This window comes from Sphingomonas jinjuensis (assembly GCF_014197105.1).
Taxonomy (GTDB): domain Bacteria; phylum Pseudomonadota; class Alphaproteobacteria; order Sphingomonadales; family Sphingomonadaceae; genus Sphingomonas; species Sphingomonas jinjuensis.
This window is the reverse complement of sequence record NZ_JACIEV010000003.1, coordinates 267,860-284,627: the sequence shown is the minus strand read 5'-3', so window position 1 is coordinate 284,627 and position 16,768 is coordinate 267,860. Positions and strand designations below refer to the sequence as shown.

Sequence of the window (16,768 nt, the reverse complement as noted above, 5' to 3'; positions counted from 1 at the left end):
CCGGCTGCAAGATTCCGTCATGCCGAACTCGTTTCAGCATCTCCCGCCACCAGCGAAACCGCTCGCGGCGGGAGACCCTGAAACAAGTTCAGGGTGACGTCAGCAAGTTACGTGAGCGCGCCCTCGAGCCACGCCTTGATCCGCCCCTTGGGCTCGGCGCCGACCTTCTGCGCGGCCGGCGCGCCGCCCTTGAACAGGATCATCGTCGGGATACCCCGCACGCCATAGCGGCCCGGTGCATCGGGATTCTCGTCGATGTTCAGCTTCGCGATCGTCACCTGCTCGCCTAACTCCTCGGAAATCTCTTCCAGGCTCGGCCCGATCATCTTGCACGGCCCGCACCACTCGGCCCAGAAATCCACCAGCACCGGCCCGTCGGCCTTCAGCACGTCGTTGTCCCAGCTCGCGTCGGTGATCGTCTTGGTTGCCATCGGTATTTCTCCTTTGCCCGCCATGTAGGGCGGCCAGCCGCGTTGCTCAACGGACCGAGCCTCAGCTTTGCTCCGCGTCGCTAAAGCCCGGCTTGTGCCGCGCCAATTGGTCGCCCGGCAGCGTGAACAGCACCGGCCCCGCAGTGTACAGCAACGCCGCCTCGATCCGCCTCCCCGGAAAGATCACCGCCAGCGCCGCCGCATAGGCCGCCATCTGCCGCCAGTGATAGTCGGGCACCTCGTCGATGGAGGCGGGCGCTCGCCGCCCCGTCTTGAAATCGACCAGCCGCACGACATCCTCGTCGATCAGCAGCCGATCAACCGTCCCCGCGACGACCAGCCCGCTCGGCAAGGTCGCCGCGATCGGCGCCTCCGCCAGCGCCGTCGGCCCGAACAGATCGGCGAACCTATCATCGGCAAGGATGGCGAGCACCGCCCCTGCAATCTCCGCCCGCGCCGCCGCCTCCGCCACGCCGCCCGCGCCGGCCAGCCAGCGTTCCGCCGCGCCTGCACGCTCCGCCGGCGCCACCGGCGGCAATCGCTCGAACAGCCCATGGATCAGCCGCCCGCGCTCCGCCGCCGCACGAAGCGCCGGGCCCGGCGGCGGATCGCTGACCGCGTCCTCGCCCAGCGCCGAGGGCGCGAGCGGCCGCGGTGGCCGCGCCTCGACCGGTGCCGCGCGCCGCGCCCAGTCGGGCACCGGCGCTATCGGGCGGGTCGGCGTCGCCGCCTTGGCTTCGCGCGTCGGCAGTGTCGGCGGCATGACGCCGTGGAAGGTCCGCGCCCCCTCGCCGCCGAGGCCGAGCGCCGCGAATGCGCGCGCCGATGCCGCGTACCAGCTGGCCTCGGGCGCCTCGCCCTTCCACTTCGCCGACAGCGATCCGGCGATCACCAGATGCTCCTCCGCCCGCGTCGCCGCGACGTAGAACAACCGCCAATGCTCCTGCCGCTCGCGCGCCTCGAACGCGGCGATCGCCGCGTCGAGCGGGCCGCCGCGCTCGTTCTTGCGCGGGCGAAAGATCGGCATCGGCTCTGCCCCGGCCTCGGGCGACCAGCCGATCAGCGATCGCGGCGCCGCATCGGGATCGGCGGTGGCATCGGCCAGGATCACCAGCGGCGCCTGCAATCCCTTGGCGCCATGCGCCGTCATCACCCGCACCGCATCGAGGGGCTGCGACGGATCACGCACGATCTCGACATCGCCGCGATCGAACCAGTCGAGGAAGCGCTGCAGCGACGGCGTCGTCGTCATCTCGAATGCCAGCGCCGCGCCCAGCAGTTCCTCGATCGGATCGCGCGCCTCCGCCCCCAGCCGCCTGAGCAACTTGCGTCGACCGTCGAGCGGCCCCGACAATATCTCCTCGAGGAACTGGTACGGCGTCGCGATATCCGCGCGCGCCAGCATCGCAGTGAGCGGTGCCAGCCGCTCCGCAGGCTGGGTCCGCGTCAGGTGCCGCCACAGGCCGCCCCGCTCGCGCACCGCCGCCGCCAGCAGCTCTTCCTGCGTCCACCCGATCAGCGGCGACACGAGCAGGCTGGCGAGGCTGAGGTCGTCCTCCGGCTGCAACACGAAGCGGATCGCCGCGAGCAGGTCCTGCACCGCCAGCGGCGCGTTGAGCCGCAGCCGGTCGACGCCCGCCACCGGCACGCCTTCGGCGTAGAGCCGCGCGACAATCAGCGCCGCCAGCTCGCCGCGCCGTTTGACCAGGATCATCACGTCCTCGGGCCGCAGCGGTCGCCTTGCGGTGCCGAGCATCATGCCTTCGTCGAGCCACTGCCGCACCTGCTTCGCGATCCGCGCCGCGTTGCCGCGCACCGCATCGTCGATCCAGCCTTCCTCGTCCTCGGCATCGCCGCCCGCCATCACCGGCGGCCACAGCTCGACCGTGCCCGGCCCAGCGACCTCGCTGGCATGTTCCTCGATCTCGGTGCCGAGCCCCAGGGCGCAGGTCTCGGCGACGGCGGCATCGACGAACTCCAGGATCGGCCGGGTCGATCGAAACGAATGGGTCAGCGCCAGTCGCTGGAACGGTAGCCCGCGCTCGTGCGCCGGCCATTCGTCGTCGCCGGCGACCTCACCCGCCTTGCCCTCGAAATAGCGCTCCGCCGCCTGGAAGTTGATCGGATCGGTGCCCTGGAAGCCGAAAATCGCCTGCTTGTGGTCGCCGACCGTGAACAGCGTGCGCGTCGACGGCGCATAGATACCGCGCCCCACGAAGAACTCGTCCGCCAGCGCGCGGACGATCCGCCACTGGTTGGCGTTGGTATCCTGCGCCTCGTCGATCAGCACATGCTCGGTCACCTGGTCGAGCTTGAAGCGCACCCATTCGCCGATCCCCGGCTGGTCGAGCAGCGCCACCGTCAGGCGGATCAGGTCGTCGAAATCGACCGCCCCGCGCCGCCGCTTCGCCTCGGCATAGGCGCGCGCATAATCGCGCCCCACCTCCAGCGCATCGGCGAGCAGGTCGGCATAGCCCGCGCACGTCGCAAGCGACATCAGCTGGGTGCAGGCATCGCCCAGTTCGGCCGCCAGCTCGACGTAATCCGGCTCGAGCGCCAGCAGCTTCGCCGACGCCTTGCGCGGCTCGCCCTTGCCGGTCAGCACCACCGCCGACAGCGCCTCCAGCCCCGCGACCCGATCCGCCGGCGCTGCCGCCAGCCACCGCCCGATCGCGTCGGCATGGCCCATACCGGTTGCCGTCCCCCAGGCGCGATTGGCCTCGGCGATTCGCTCCAGCAGGGAAGTGTCGATCGCGTCGCAGCTTTCCGCCATGGCCTCGTCGATATTGCCCTGCGGCAGGTCAAGCGTCCGCCGCAGCCACGGCCCGATGCCGCTCGGCAACGCCTCCAGCGCGGCCAGCGAGCGGGCACAGGCATAGAGGAAACTCTCCGCCCCGCCCTCGCCCATCCGCAGGCTCAACGCGCCGATCGTCGCCACCGGCCGCTCGCGTCCCTCGGCCTCCGCGCTCGCCAGCATCACCGCCAGTGTCTCGCGCGCCAACACCGCCTCCTCGCGCGCCTCCATCGGTCTGAACCCCGGCGTCAGCCCGGCCTCGACCGGAAATGCGGCGAGCAAGCTCTGGCAAAAGCCGTGGATCGTCTGGATGCGCAGGCCGCCGCCCGGCGCGTCGAGCACCCGCGCGAACAGCGTCCGCGCTACCGCGCGCTGCTCGGGCGTCCCCCGCTCGCCCAACGCCTGGAGGTCCTTGCCCAGAGCGATGTCGGGCATCCGCACCCATGCCGCCAACCTGCTGCTGATCCGGTGCGCCATCTCCGCCGCGCCCGCCTTGGTGAAGGTCAGGCACAGGATCGCCGACGGATCGGTCCCCGCCAGGAGCAGGCGATAGACGCGCGCCGCCAGCACCTGCGTCTTGCCCGTCCCCGCCGAGGCGGCGAGCCAGACATGCGCCTGCGGATCGCTCGCCGCGCGCTGCGCGCCCTTTAGCGGCGGCAGGGGCGACAGGTCATTCACGACCGTACCATTCGTCGCGGCGCATCAATTGGTCATATTCGGTGTAGATCGCATAATCGGGCACCAGCTTGGCGGTGAAGGGCTCGTCGCCGGTCAGCCATAGCTTCGCCGCCGTGCGGAAATTCCTGACGGCGATCGACGTGAATTCGGACGTCACGATCCGCTCGCGCTTGCCCTCCGCATCGACCGGCGTCGCGACATAGCCGAAGCCGTCCTTGCTGCGCCCCATCGACCAATATTCGAACGCGCCTGCCCTGCCGCGAATCCCGTCGAAGCCGCCGGCTTCCGCGATCGCGCCGAGCAATCCCAGCTGCAGGCTATACCCCTGGCGAACCGCCGCGGCGGAGGGCGGCTTGCCGGTCTTGTAGTCGACGATCGCAAGCGACCCGTCGGCATCCACGTCGATCCGGTCGTACCGCCCCGACAAGGTGATCCCGTCGATCACGATCTGGCCCCGCCCCTCGGCGCTGACGACCCGTCTTCCCGCGGCAGCCCGCGCGAAGACCTCCGCCGCGATCCAGTCGATCGCCTCGCGCAGCCGTGGCTGCCATAGCGCCCGCATCATCGGGTGCAGCTGCCCATCGCGCAGCATCGCCTCGGCCCGAGGCCGCAGGGCATCGACCGCGCAGCGATCTTCCTTCCACCACGCCTCGAGAATGTCGTGTACTGCATTGCCACGCCACGCCGCGCTGGGATCGGCATCGACCGGGTCGAGCGGCATCAGCGCCAGGATGCGCCGGGCGTAGAAGGCGTAGGGATCGGCCTTCAACCGGTCGATCTCCGTTACGGAGATCTTCGTCGGCCTCAGCCGCGGTTCGGGCAGCGGCGCGGGTCGCGCGCACGGCTCGTGCATCCCCGGCTCGTCGAGCGCCCGCGACCAGCCCTCTACATCGTGCTCGCGCGCGAACCGGTCGCCGGCCATCGCCTGTAAGCGCAGCCACAACCGCGACGCCAGCGCCGGCGACGAGGCATCCCGCCGGGACCGCGTGATCATCGCCTTCGGATTGCCCAGCGCCTGCGCGAAGTCGTGCGCCGCGATCCCGATCCCGCGTTCCAGCCCCGGCAGTCCCAACGCCGTACGAACCCGCGGCGCCAGCCACGGATCGGGCGCCGGCGTCCCCGGCCAGACGCCCTCGTTCATGCCGCCGCAGATCATCAGGTCCGCGCTCTGCAGTCGCGCCTCGATCTGGCCATAGATGGCAAGCCGGGGATGCCCGCCCTGCGGCGGCCGCACCGCCACCTCGTCGAGCAGCGTGCGCAGCATCGCGGCCAGCCCCTCGGCATCGATCCGCGCTGGCCCGGCATGCGCCTCGCCCTCCAGCTCGGTCAGGAACTCTGCCGCCGCTCGCCCCGCCGGCCCCGCCCACAGGGCATCGCCGCACAAGGTCTCCGCCGTCTCGCGCAGGGTGCGGACCAGCTCGCCGAGCGGCTGCTCACCGCGGGCCGCCACCGCCTCCAGCGGCGCGAGCAGCGGCACGACGCCCGTCCACCATTCGCTTTCGCCGATATGGCCGCCGATGCCGCCCAGCCCAGCCGCCGGCCGCGGTCCGCGCAGCTGGCGATCGAGCCGCCGCACCCCGTCGAGCCACGCGAGCCGATCTTCGCCGCTGCGCACTAGCGGATGCTTGAGCAGCGCGAGCAGCGGCAATGGCGCGAACCCCTGCGCCGCCGCGTCCGCCAGCGCGAGCAGCAGCACACCCGGCGGCAGGATCGACAATGGCCGCCCCGCGGTGTCGTCGACGGCGATCCCCCAGCGCCGGCAATGCGCCGCCACCCGCCGCGCCAGCGCGCGATCCGGCGTCACCAGCGCCGCCGTCCGTTGTTCCGTCTCGAGTACGCCGCGCAAGCTCAGCGCGATGCCCTGCGCCTCCTCGGCCGGGGTCGCGAACTCCGCCGCGACGATGCCGTCGATCTCCCGCTCATCCTCGGCCAGCCGGGTCCATTTGCCGGTGAAGGCCGCCGGCGCCAGCGCATTCGCCACCGCCCGTCCTCGCGCCGCATCGCCCGGCGCCTCGTCCCAGGCATCGACTTCGCCCCGTGCCACGCCCATCCGGTCGAGCAGCAGCTTCAGGTGGAATTGCGGATGCGTCTCGATCGACCGCCGCCGCAGCCCCGTCGCCGGATCGGGATCATTCGGGCCCAGCGCGTCCCACTCCGCGTCCGGCAGCGCGCGATCGAGCCCCGCGAATACCGTCATCCCCTGTGGCAGTTCTGCGACGCAACGCAGCAGCCGCGCCACCGCAGGCGCCGGGTCGGTCACCCCCGCCGCGCACACGAAGCCCACCGGCGGCACCTCGCGCCAGCGCGCCGCAAGCCGATCCAGAAGGATGCGCCGCCGATCCGCCGCGTCGATCAAGCCAGCCGCCGCCAGCTCCCTTGGCCACCGCTCGATCACGACCGAGAACGCCGTCAGGGCGCGGCGCCAATGTTCGGTCAGTTCGGGGCCCAGCTCGATCTCGCACAGTCGCTGCGGCGGCACCTCCTCGACCAGCAGCTGGTCGAGCGTCCGCGCGAGATCGCCCGCCAATCGCACCGCCTCCGCCGCGTCGACCTTCTGCGTTTCCGCCACCAGCCGCGCCAGGATCATCCGCCGTCGCATCGGCGGGACCGCGGGCGGGGGCGGCGCCTCGCCATCGGCTGGATCGAGCGCCGCGCCCACCGCTTCCCCCAGGTCCGGGCTGCCGATCGGCACCAGCCGCGGCAGCAGCAGCCCGCCGCCGCTCGCCCGCACGAACGCCTCGGTCACCGCCCGCGCCGCGCGATTGTTGGGCAGCAGCACCAGCCCCCGCGCCAACGCCATCGCATCGCCCCCCGCCCGCCGCATCAGCCCGGCGACGAGCGCATCGGCGAACGCCTGGTGCGAGGGGATGGTGAAGAGGTTGGGGCTAGCCACCCCTCCCCCTAACGTCATTCCCGCGAAGGCGGGAATCCATACTGGCGACGCCATCGATCGATGCCAAAGCGTTGAGAATATGGATCGCCGCCTTCAAGGGGATGACGATCGCACGGCGTTCTACCGCGTCCACGAATCCGCCAGCATCGCCTCGGTCCGCGTCACCGCCTGCGGCGTCCCGATCTCGAACCACAGCCCCTGATGGACCTGCCCGAACGCCCGCTGCTGCGCGATCGCGCGGTCCCAGAACAGGTTGGTCGAGAACGGCCCCGCCGGCGCATCGCGGATCACCGCCGGATCCATGATCTGCACCCCGATATATGCGAACGGCGCCACCCGCCCCGCACCGCGACGCCCGGTGATCCGTCCGTCCGCCGCGAGCCTGAAATCCCCCTGCCCGCCCAGGTGATGAGCGCGCGCGAACGGCACCATCAGCAACAGCACGTCCATCTCCGCGGGGTTCCAGCGCGATGCCAGCAGCTTCAATGCGTCGACCGGGCCATCGATCCACAGGCTGTCGCCGTTCACGACCAGCACCGGATCATCACCCAGCAGCGGCTTCGCCTTGACCAGCCCGCCGCCCGTCTCGAGCAGCATGTCGCGCTCGTCGGAGATGATCACCTCGATATCGGGATAGCGCCGGTGAAGATGCGCCTCCAGCGCATCGGGCAGATAATGGACGTTGACGATCGCCCGCTCGACGCCGGCGGCACGCAGCCGGTCGAAGACGTGGTCGATCAACGGCTTGCCCGCCACCTCGACCAGCGGCTTGGGACGCGTGATCGTCAGCGGCCGCATCCGCTTGCCCAGCCCGGCCGCCATCACCATCGCGGTCCTGGGCACCCGGCCCTGCGGCACGGGGCGTATCGCGAGCTGCCGGCTCATGCCTGGGGCGCCAGCAGCATCGGATCGCCGCGCATCTCGGGCGGCAGGTTAGCGTCGAACCATGCGGCGACCGGCGCCAGCACCGGCTGCACCAAGTCGCGCTCCAGATACGCCCACACCCGCGGGCAGAGCGCGGGATAGCGCGGCTTGCCGTCACGCTGCCACAGCCGGGTGAAGATCCCGATGATCTTCGCATTCCGTTGCGCGCCAAGAACATGATAGGCGCGCAGGAAATCCCCCCCCGCCCCCGTCGCGGCGCGATAGCGCGCCAGCATCGCCTCCTCGATCGACGGATCGACGTCGCGCCGCGCATCCTGGAGCAGCGAGACCAGGTCGTAGGCCGGATGCCCCGCCAGCGCGTCTTGGAAATCGAGCAGGCCCAGGGACTGCGTCGGCCCGACGAGCATCAGATTCTCGGCGTGGTAATCGCGCAGCACCGTCACCGGGGTATCGGTCAGCGCATGGTCGAACACCGCGTCCCACGCCTTCGTCCAGCCCGCGCGATCGATCTCGACGCCGATCGCGGGGCAATACCAGTCGACCAGCAGGTCGGCCTCGCGATGCAGCACGGCGCGATCATAGGGCGCGAAGTCGCCCGCCGGATACCGCGCCAGATCGACGAGCAGGTCGATCGCCGCCTCGTACAGCGCCATCGTCGCCTCTGGCCGCTCGTCGATCGCCTCGCGCATCCGGGCGTCGCCGAAATCCTCGAGCAGGACGAGCCCCTGGTCGAGATCGACGCCGTGGATCGTCGGCGCGGCAAACCCCTTCACGCTCAGCCACCGCGCCACCGCAATGAAGGGTCGCGGATCCTCGTGCGGCGGCGGCGCATCCATCAGGATCGCGCTGCGTCCCTGCGACAGCACGCGGAAATAGCGGCGGAACGAGGCGTCGCCTGCGAGCGGAACGATGTCGCCGGCCCAGCCATGGGCGGCGACGAAGGCGGCGGCACCTGCCGGCGGGGTCATGTCGGCCATCGCCGCTCCCAAGCCGGGGGCATCGTCACTGTCAAGCGCCGCCCGCCGTCCGGCCCCGGCGACAGGTCGAGCAGCAGCGCATCGGGCCAGCGGTCGCCGCCCCGCTCGGGCCATTCGATCAGCAACAGCGAATCAAGCCGTGCCTCGTCGAGCCCCAGCTCGTCGATCTCGGCAGGCTCGTCGATCCGATACAGGTCGACATGCGCGACCGGCAGTCGCACCTCGGGCGGGTCGTAGGGCTGGACGATCGCGAAGCTCGGGCTCGGTGCCTCGCCTTCCAGCCCCAGCGCCGCCAGCAACCCGCGCGCCAGACTGGTCTTGCCCATGCCAAGGTCGCCTCGCAGCGCGATGACGTCGCCAGCCCGCACCAGCGGCGCCAGCGACGCCCCGAAGGCCTCGGTCGCGGCGAGATCCGGGAGGTCGACCGTCCTCACCCTTCCCACTCGCTGCGCGATCGGGCCCCTTCCCTCTCCCACCGGGAAAGGGAGGGAGGCGCGAAGCGTCGGAAGGGTGAGGGCAGCATCGTTGGGGACATCACCGCCGCGGGAACTCGACCGTCACCAGCGTGCCCTGCCCCGGCTCCGACATTAGCTCGATCGTCCCGCCATGCGCCTCGACGAATTGCTTGGCGAGCGGCAGGCCCAGCCCCAATGCGCGCTCGCCGGTCGGCTGCAATCCCGGCTCGGCGAAGCGGTCGAACGCCGTCGCGACGCTCTCGGCGTCCATCCCCGGCCCGTCGTCCGACACCACGATCCGCGCCGCCGCGGAATTGCCATCGGCATGAAGCAGTACCCGGCCACCTTCGGGCGTTGCGGCGATCGCGTGGCGCAGCAAATGCTCGACAACCTCGCGCAGCCGCTTGCCATCGCCGGTGACGCGCCCGACCGACCGCGAAATTTCGACCGCGAAGTCGATGTGTCGCCGCTTCGCCGCCGTCGCCACATTGTCCGCCGCCGCCCGTGCAGTCGACGCCAGATCGACGTCATCGCGCTCGATCTCGGTTTCGTCCTCGCCCCGCGTCAGGTCGAGCACGTCGTCGACCAGCAGGCTCAGTCGTTCGACCGATTCCAGGATCGCCTCGACATAGGCGTCGGCTTCCTTGGTCAGCTTGCCCGCATAGCCGGCGTGCAGCATCTCGGCGAAACCGCTGATCGAGGTCAGTGGCGTGCGCAGCTCGTAGCTCATGTTGGCGACGAACTGCGTCTTGACCCGGTCCGCTTCCTCCAGCGCATCGGCACGGTCGCGCAGCGCCTGCTCGGCGCGGCGGGCATCGGAGATGTCGAGCATCGTGAAGAGCGCGTTGCCGTCGGGCAGCGGCACCGCGGCGAATTCGAAGTGCCGCCCGTCGGCGAACATCACGCGGCCACCGCGCTGCTGCCGCTCCACGGTCGCGGACCGGACCAGCTCCGGGATCATCCCCGACCGGTTCGGCGACGCCAGCTTCGACGCCGCCGCCGCGGCGAAGGCGTCGACGCGCGGGTGCGATGACAGAAATTCCTCCTGGAACCCCCACACCGCACGCATTCGGTTGTTCCACAGCTGCAGCCGCCCATCGCCCGCGAACACGGCCAGCGCCTCGAACAGATTGTCGAACGTCGCCGTCCGCACCCGCAGCAGCGTGTCGCGCGCACTGGCGAGCTGGACCTGCTCAGTCCGGTCCTCGATGATCAGCAGCAGGCCGCCATCAGGCAGCGGTTGTGCCACGACGCGCAGATGCGTGCCGCCGCGCAGGTGCCAGTTTTCCTCGACCGCATCCTCGGTCAGGTAGAACCAGTCGCGCCGCTCCGCCTTCCACGACGGGAAGTCGCGCACCTCGGGTAGCCGGTCCGCCTCTCGCATTCGTTCGAGCACGCGGTCGAACTCCGGCCGGTCGGCCAGCCATTCGGCGCGCATCGCGAACAGCCGCCGGAACGGCTGGTTGCAGAAGATCAGGCTGCGATCGGCACCGAACTGGACGACGCCGGCCGACAGCTGGTCCAGCATCGCCCGCTGAGCCTCGTTGAAGCGCTTGGCGCGTGCGCGCGACTGTTCCAGGTCCTCGATATCGACCGCAAAACCGGCGACGCCGCCATTGGGCAACGGCACGTCATGGACCTGAAGCGTCCGTCGCTCGCCGCCGATCGTCGCCGGGATCGCCTGGACATAGGGCCTCGCCGTCTGCTGTGCCGTCCGTGCCCCGATCGGAGGGCCGTCGATCAGCTCGACGCCGCGCCGAACGACTTCGCTCGCGCTCTGCCCCTCGACCGCCTCGACATAGGCCGAATTGACCATCGCGAGCGACATGTCGGACGCGCGATACCACATCGGCATCGGCGCCGCCTCGATCAGCCCCGTCATCGCCGAATAGGCAGCGGCCAGATCGCTTACCTCTTCGCCGAGCCGCGCGATCTCGGCCTCCGCCTCGGTCGCGTCGATCGCCCAGACGATGACGGCGCCGGTCGCGCCCAGCTCGCCCGCCGCCCGCGCGCCGCGTAGCGTCACCGCGCGATCGGAGCCGATCGGCCGCACCGCCAGCGTGAAGGGCCGGCCCGATCGCTGCGCCGCCGTCACATGCTCGACCAGCGTTTCCGCATCGGCCAACGACAATCCACGATCGGTGCCGCCCAGGTCCGCCAGGAACCGGGGCGGCGTGACTAGGCCCAGCCAGTCGGCCATCCGCGGCGGCATGTCGATCCGCGCATCGGGGCGAACGATCATCGCCACCACCGGCGCACCGGCGCGTAACGCCTCCGCCTCGCGCTGCTCCGCCTCGACGGCGCGTGCACGGCCCCAGGTGGTCAGCCCGACGTAGAGCGCCACGACCGCGCCAGCGATCAGCAGGAACAGCGCCGCCGCCACGCCGGCCAGGGCGGTCGTGTCCAGCGTCAGCACGCGGCGGCCCCGCCCGGCGACTGGATGAGACGATCGGCAGTCAAGCTAGTCGAACTCCTCACCCCTTCGGCCGCGCGCATCGCCCTGCAGCGCCAGCCGGGTCCCGATCTAAACCGATTGTCGCGCCGCAGGAAAGAAAGCAATCGCCAACGCGAACGGGCCGCGCCTCCGATAGGAAGCGCGGCCCGTCGTCTGCCCGCCCGCCACCGCTCGCGCGGCGACGCGGCGGCAAGCATCAGTAGCGGTAGTGGTCGGGCTTGAACGGGCCCTCGACCGGCACACCGATATACTTGGCCTGCTTGTCACTCAGCTTCGACAGCTGGACGCCCAGCTTTTCGAGGTGAAGCGCCGCGACCTTCTCGTCGAGGTGCTTGGGCAGGACGTAGACGTCGTTCTTGTAGTTCTCGCCCTTCGTCCACAGCTCGATCTGCGCGAGCGTCTGGTTGGTGAACGACGCCGACATCACGAACGACGGGTGGCCGGTCGCGCAGCCCAGGTTCACCAGGCGGCCCTTCGCCAGAATGATGATCTGCTTGCCGTCGGGGAACTCAACCAGGTCGGTGCCCGGCTTCACTTCCGACCACTTGTAGTTCGACAGTGCGGCGATCTGGATTTCGGAGTCGAAGTGGCCGATGTTGCAGACGATCGACATCGGCTTCATCGCCTTCATGTGATCGGCGGTGATGACGTCGGCGTTGCCGGTCGCGGTCACGAAGATGTCCGAGCGCTTGACCGCCTCTTCCATCGTCACGACCTCGAAGCCCTCCATCGCCGCCTGCAGCGCGCAGATCGGATCGACCTCGGTCACCAGCACGCGGGCGCCGCCGTTGCGCAGCGACTGGGCCGAACCCTTGCCGACGTCACCGAAGCCGGCGACGGTTGCGACCTTGCCGGCGAGCATCACGTCGGTGGCGCGACGGATCGCATCGACCAGCGATTCCTTGCAGCCGTACAGGTTGTCGAACTTCGACTTGGTCACCGAATCGTTCACGTTGATCGCCGGGAAGGGCAGCTCGCCCTTCTTCGCGATCTCGTACAGGCGGTGGACGCCGGTCGTGGTCTCTTCCGACACGCCCTTCAGGTTCTTGACCGTCTCGGTCAGATAGCCCGGCTTCTTGGCGATGAACGCCTTCACCGACCGCTGGAACTCGACTTCTTCCTCGTTCTCCGGCTCGGCGAAGGTCGCGCCGGCCTCGAGCTTCGCACCCCACAGCGCGAACATCGTCGCGTCGCCGCCGTCGTCGAGGATGATGTTGGCGGTCTGGCCGTCGACGTCGTGATCCCACGAGAAGATGTCGCCGACATAATCCCAGTACTCGGCCAGCGTCTCGCCCTTCACCGCGAACACGGGAACGCCCGTCGCCGCGATGGCGGCGGCGGCGTGGTCCTGCGTCGAGAAGATGTTGCACGTCGCCCAGCGGACGTCGGCACCGAGCGCGGTCAGCGTCTCGATCAGCACCGCGGTCTGGATCGTCATGTGCAGCGAGCCGGTGATGCGCGCGCCCTTGAGCGGCTGCGACGCGCCGAATTCCTCGCGCAGCGCCATCAGGCCCGGCATTTCGGTTTCGGCGATCTTGATCTCGGCGCGGCCGAAATCGGCGAGGCCGATGTCCTTGATGACATAGTCGTGGGTCTCGGTAGCGAGCGCGGTGGCCACGAGGATTCTCCTGAAACGTGGTGGTTCGGCGGGGCTGATCCCCGTGCCGGATGCGCGCGCCTTTACTGCGGGACGTCCCCGAGATCAAATATAAAGATATCTTTATATGTTGGTCACCATGGCCGGCGCAGCCCTCGCCTGCCTGTGCCTGGGCGTTACGCGGTCCCCAGATCGCTCACCAGCAACCGCGGATCGACGCCGGCCTGGGCATAGCCGACCGACCAGCGTTCTTCCGCGGGCGTATCGTACAGCAACGTCTCGTCACCCGTTACCGCCAGCCAGCCCGGCCGTGTCAGCTCGCCGTCGAGCTGGCCCGCGCCCCAGCCGGCATAGCCCAGTGCCGCGACCCAGCGGCTCGGCCCATTCCCCGCGGCGATCGCGCGCAGGACGTCGATCGTCCCCGACAATGCCCAGCGGCCGCCGACGTCGACCGTGTCCTGGCCGCTCCAGTCGTTCGAATGGACGACGAAGCCGCGCCGCGTCTCAACCGGGCCGCCGAAATGGATCGGCGCATCGGGTGCGACGCCATGGTCGATCTCGAGTTGGTCGAGCAGGTCGTGCAGCGTCAGCCCGTCGATCGTCGCGCCGAGACCGATGCCGATCGCGCCCTCGTCGTCATGCGCGCAGATCGCGATGACCGCGTGATCGAAGCGGGGATCGCTCATCCCCGGCATCGCCAGCAGGAACTGGCCCGACAGATAGGCTGGCTCGGACATCCGGCCTGCCTATACCGTACCCGGATGCGGCGCCATGCTTGAAATCGGCGCGGCGGATGGCCACTGGATGGCCGGCGCAAAAGCCTAACCCAGGAGAATATATCCCATGACGATCAGCGTAGGCGACCGGCTGCCCAAGGCCACGCTCGTGAAGGTGACGCCCGACGGTCCCGACCAGATCAACAGCGAGGCGTTCTTCGCCGGCCGCACCGTCGCGCTGTTCGCCGTGCCCGGCGCCTTCACCCCGACCTGCTCGGCCAAGCACCTGCCCGGTTTCGTCGAGAAGCAGGACGAATTGAAGGCGAAGGGCGTCGACGAGATTGCCTGCGTCTCGGTCAACGACGCCTTCGTCATGGACGCCTGGGCGAAGGCCAGCAACGCCGAGGGCATCACCATGCTCGCCGACGGCAACGGCGACTTCGCCGAGGCGCTCGGCCTCGACATGGACGGATCGAAGTTCGGCATGGGCAAGCGGTCGAAGCGCTACTCGATGCTGGTCAATGACGGGGTCGTCGAACAGCTCAACGTCGAAGCGCCGGGCGCCTTCGAGGTAAGCAGCGCCGAAAAGCTGCTGACGGAGATGTAAGCAGATCCTCCCCGACACGGGGAGGGGGACCATGCCGCAGGCATGGTGGAGGGGCCATCCACCCGCGACGCGCTTGCCGAACGCCCCCTCCACCACCGCTGCGCGGCGGTCCCCCTCCCCACGCTGCGGGGAGGACAATCGCCCCCGTCTTGCCAGCGTCATCCGCCGCGCGTAACCATCCCGGATGACTGCATCCGACATCGTCGCCGAACTCGATCGGCTCTACCGCGCCGCCGTCGAACGCCTTCAGGGCGCGCTGAATGCCTACCTCACCGACGGCACCGTCCCGCCGCACGCCGCGCGCACCGATGGTTCGTTCGCCTATCCGGAAATCCGCCTCAGCTATCGCGGCGGCACCGAGCGGCCGACGCCGCTGCGCTCGTTCGGGCGGCTCGTCACCCCGGGCGACTATGCGATCAGCGTCACCAAGCCCGCATTGTTCGCCGACTATCTCGTCGAGCAGCTGACGCTGTTGATGGAAGACTATGACGTCTACGTCACAGCGGCGCCGGGGCGGCAGGAGATCCCCTTCCCCTACGTCCTCGATCCCGGCCACGCGCTCAGCCTCGACACCGTGTCCGCCGCCGAGCTGGCGCGCTTCTTCCCCGCGACCGAGCTTGCGCATATCGGCGACGAGATCGCCGACGGCTTGTGGAATACCGATGGTGGTGCCCGCCCGCTCGCGCTGTTCGATGCGTTGCGCACCGACTTCAGCCTCGCCCGGCTGCGCCACTATACCGGCACCCCGTCGGAGCATACGCAGCAGTACGTCCTGTTCACCAACTACCATCGCTACGTCGACGAATTCGTCCGCTGGGGCGCGTCGCAGCTTGGCCCCAAGGCGGACGGATCACCCAGCCGCTTCACCGCGCTGTCGGGCGCGGGCGGTGTGCTCATCACCAAGCCCGAAGACGTCGACCAGATCGTCACCGACAGCGCGTGGCGCCGGCACCAGATGCCCGCCTATCACCTGATCGCCGAGGATCGCACCGGCATCACCCTCGTCAACATCGGCGTCGGCCCGTCGAACGCGAAGACGATCTGCGACCATCTCGCCGTCACGCGTCCGGAAAGCTGGCTGATGATCGGCCATTGCGGCGGCCTTCGTCCGTCGCAGCGGATCGGCGACTATGTCCTCGCCCATGCCTATCTGCGCGACGATCACGTCCTCGACGACGTTCTGCCGCCGGAGATCCCCGTGCCCGCCATCGCGGAGGTCCAGGTGGCGATGGCCAAGGCGGCCGAGATCGTCTCGGGCCAGTCCGGCGAGGAGCTCAAGCGCCGCCTGCGCACCGGCACCATCGTCACCACCGACGATCGCAATTGGGAACTGCGCTATTCCCGCTCGGCGCTGCGTTTCTCGCTGTCACGCGCGGTCGGCATCGACATGGAGTCGGCGACGATCGCGGCGCAGGGCTATCGCTTCCGCGTCCCCTACGGCACCCTGCTCTGCGTGTCGGACAAGCCGCTCCACGGCGAGCTGAAGCTGCCCGGCCAGGCCAATCGCTTCTACGAACGCGCGATCAGCGAGCACATGCGCATCGGCATCGAGGCGTGCGAGCAGCTGCGGATCGAAGGACCACGGCTCCACAGCCGCAAGCTGCGCGCGTTCGACGAACCGCCGTTCCGCTGATCGTTGGGGAAACCATCGCGACCTAATGCGTTACGGGTGCGGAACCATTCAGGGAACTTCCGCCATGGCCGACACCCCCGACACGCCGACGCCGCCAGCGACCGACGCGAAGAAGCCCGCACCTCGCCGCCGCGCCGCGCGCTCGTCGAGCAGCACCACCACGCCCGCGACCACGACAAAATCGCGCGCGAGCAAGTCCGCCGCATCGACGACCGGCGCCCGCAAGCGACGCACGGCGACGAGCGCATCGCAGGGCCCTGTCGAGACGATCGAGGCGACCGCGAAGTCCGCCGCCAAGTCCGTGCGGGGCAGCGCCGGCAAGGCGGCCAAGACGACGTCCACGTCGGCCAAGCGCGCCACCCGCGCAACCACGAAGGCCGCGAAGACTGCCGAGAAGAAGGTCGGCGGCCCCTGGGGGATCGCTGCCATCGCCGGTGGCCTCGCCGCAGCCGGCGCGGCCACTGCTGCGCTACTCTCGCTTCGCGGCAGCACGCCCAAGCCGCCCAAGAAGCCAGCGAACGACAAGCCGGAATCCAAGCGGACCAAGGCGCACCAGCCCGACGGCACCGATTCGTCGAAGCAGTTCGAAGCCGGCATCGCCGACGAGAATACGATCCCGGGCTGATCCCCAATCCCCGTCACCCCGG

At 69.7% G+C, this 16,768-nt stretch carries 12 protein-coding genes; 3 read left to right on the top strand and 9 right to left on the bottom strand.

The window, feature by feature from the left end:
• Positions 1–107: 107 nt before the first annotated feature.
• The 9 genes from trxA to GGQ80_RS06990 all read right to left on the bottom strand — a co-directional run bounded on the left by trxA (position 108) and on the right by GGQ80_RS06990 (position 13,902).
• The gene (trxA, locus tag GGQ80_RS07030; protein ID WP_183983183.1) at positions 108–431 is read right to left on the bottom strand and encodes a thioredoxin TrxA; all 324 of its coding nucleotides are present in this window, start codon (positions 429–431) and stop codon (positions 108–110) included.
• A 61-nt stretch (positions 432–492) separates the two neighbouring features.
• Positions 493–3,903, bottom strand: coding sequence for a double-strand break repair helicase AddA (addA, locus tag GGQ80_RS07025; RefSeq protein ID WP_343050917.1), 3,411 nt, complete (start codon positions 3,901–3,903; stop codon positions 493–495).
• Positions 3,896–6,814 carry a PD-(D/E)XK nuclease family protein gene (locus tag GGQ80_RS07020; protein WP_183983384.1) on the bottom strand — a complete coding sequence of 973 codons (2,919 nt, stop codon included), beginning with the start codon at positions 6,812–6,814 and terminating at the stop codon, positions 3,896–3,898. Before GGQ80_RS07020 ends, addA begins: the two co-directional genes overlap by 8 nt.
• Positions 6,815–6,916: 102 nt before the next feature.
• Positions 6,917–7,681 carry a nucleotidyltransferase family protein gene (locus tag GGQ80_RS07015; protein ID WP_183983182.1) on the bottom strand — a complete coding sequence of 255 codons (765 nt, stop codon included), beginning with the start codon at positions 7,679–7,681 and terminating at the stop codon, positions 6,917–6,919.
• Positions 7,678–8,649 carry an aminoglycoside phosphotransferase family protein gene (locus GGQ80_RS07010; protein ID WP_183983380.1) on the bottom strand — a complete coding sequence of 324 codons (972 nt, stop codon included), beginning with the start codon at positions 8,647–8,649 and terminating at the stop codon, positions 7,678–7,680. Before GGQ80_RS07010 ends, GGQ80_RS07015 begins: the two co-directional genes overlap by 4 nt.
• Positions 8,646–9,092, bottom strand: a complete 447-nt coding sequence (gene tsaE / locus GGQ80_RS07005; RefSeq protein WP_343050915.1) for a tRNA (adenosine(37)-N6)-threonylcarbamoyltransferase complex ATPase subunit type 1 TsaE — start codon at positions 9,090–9,092, stop codon at positions 8,646–8,648. The genes GGQ80_RS07010 and tsaE overlap by 4 nt, the downstream gene beginning before the upstream one ends.
• Before the next feature lie 100 nt (positions 9,093–9,192).
• Complete coding sequence (locus GGQ80_RS07000; protein WP_183983180.1) at positions 9,193–11,529, bottom strand: PAS-domain containing protein; 2,337 nt, start codon at positions 11,527–11,529, stop codon at positions 9,193–9,195.
• A gap of 235 nt (positions 11,530–11,764) precedes the next feature.
• Positions 11,765–13,186, bottom strand: a complete 1,422-nt coding sequence (gene ahcY, locus GGQ80_RS06995; protein ID WP_183983179.1) for an adenosylhomocysteinase — start codon at positions 13,184–13,186, stop codon at positions 11,765–11,767.
• A 155-nt stretch (positions 13,187–13,341) separates the two neighbouring features.
• A complete protein-coding gene (locus GGQ80_RS06990) occupies positions 13,342–13,902 on the bottom strand; it encodes a YqgE/AlgH family protein (RefSeq protein ID WP_183983178.1) in 561 nt (186 codons plus the stop codon).
• A gap of 106 nt (positions 13,903–14,008) precedes the next feature.
• Here GGQ80_RS06990 and GGQ80_RS06985 point away from each other — a divergent pair, with 106 nt between their 5' ends.
• The 3 genes from GGQ80_RS06985 (at position 14,009) to GGQ80_RS06975 (ending at position 16,746) form a co-directional block, all read left to right on the top strand.
• Positions 14,009–14,488 carry a peroxiredoxin gene (locus GGQ80_RS06985; RefSeq protein ID WP_183983177.1) on the top strand — a complete coding sequence of 160 codons (480 nt, stop codon included), beginning with the start codon at positions 14,009–14,011 and terminating at the stop codon, positions 14,486–14,488.
• A gap of 184 nt (positions 14,489–14,672) precedes the next feature.
• Entirely contained in the window at positions 14,673–16,121 is a 1,449-nt protein-coding gene (locus GGQ80_RS06980) for an AMP nucleosidase (RefSeq protein ID WP_183983176.1), read from the top strand.
• A gap of 64 nt (positions 16,122–16,185) precedes the next feature.
• A complete protein-coding gene (locus GGQ80_RS06975) occupies positions 16,186–16,746 on the top strand; it encodes a hypothetical protein (protein WP_183983175.1) in 561 nt (186 codons plus the stop codon).
• The last annotated feature ends 22 nt before the right edge of the window (positions 16,747–16,768 follow it).

Excerpts from the sequence above, each read along its gene's own strand:
- trxA (WP_183983183.1), bottom strand. The coding sequence starts at position 431 with ATGGCAACCAAGACGATCACCGACGCGAGCTGGGACAACGACGTGCTG.
- GGQ80_RS07020 (WP_183983384.1), bottom strand. The coding sequence starts at position 6,814 with ATGACGTTAGGGGGAGGGGTGGCTAGCCCCAACCTCTTCACCATCCCC.
- GGQ80_RS07015 (WP_183983182.1), bottom strand. The coding sequence starts at position 7,681 with ATGAGCCGGCAGCTCGCGATACGCCCCGTGCCGCAGGGCCGGGTGCCC.
- GGQ80_RS07010 (WP_183983380.1), bottom strand. The coding sequence starts at position 8,649 with ATGACCCCGCCGGCAGGTGCCGCCGCCTTCGTCGCCGCCCATGGCTGG.
- GGQ80_RS06990 (WP_183983178.1), bottom strand. The coding sequence starts at position 13,902 with ATGTCCGAGCCAGCCTATCTGTCGGGCCAGTTCCTGCTGGCGATGCCG.
- GGQ80_RS06985 (WP_183983177.1), top strand. The coding sequence starts at position 14,009 with ATGACGATCAGCGTAGGCGACCGGCTGCCCAAGGCCACGCTCGTGAAG.
- GGQ80_RS06980 (WP_183983176.1), top strand. The coding sequence starts at position 14,673 with ATGACTGCATCCGACATCGTCGCCGAACTCGATCGGCTCTACCGCGCC.
- GGQ80_RS06975 (WP_183983175.1), top strand. The coding sequence starts at position 16,186 with ATGGCCGACACCCCCGACACGCCGACGCCGCCAGCGACCGACGCGAAG.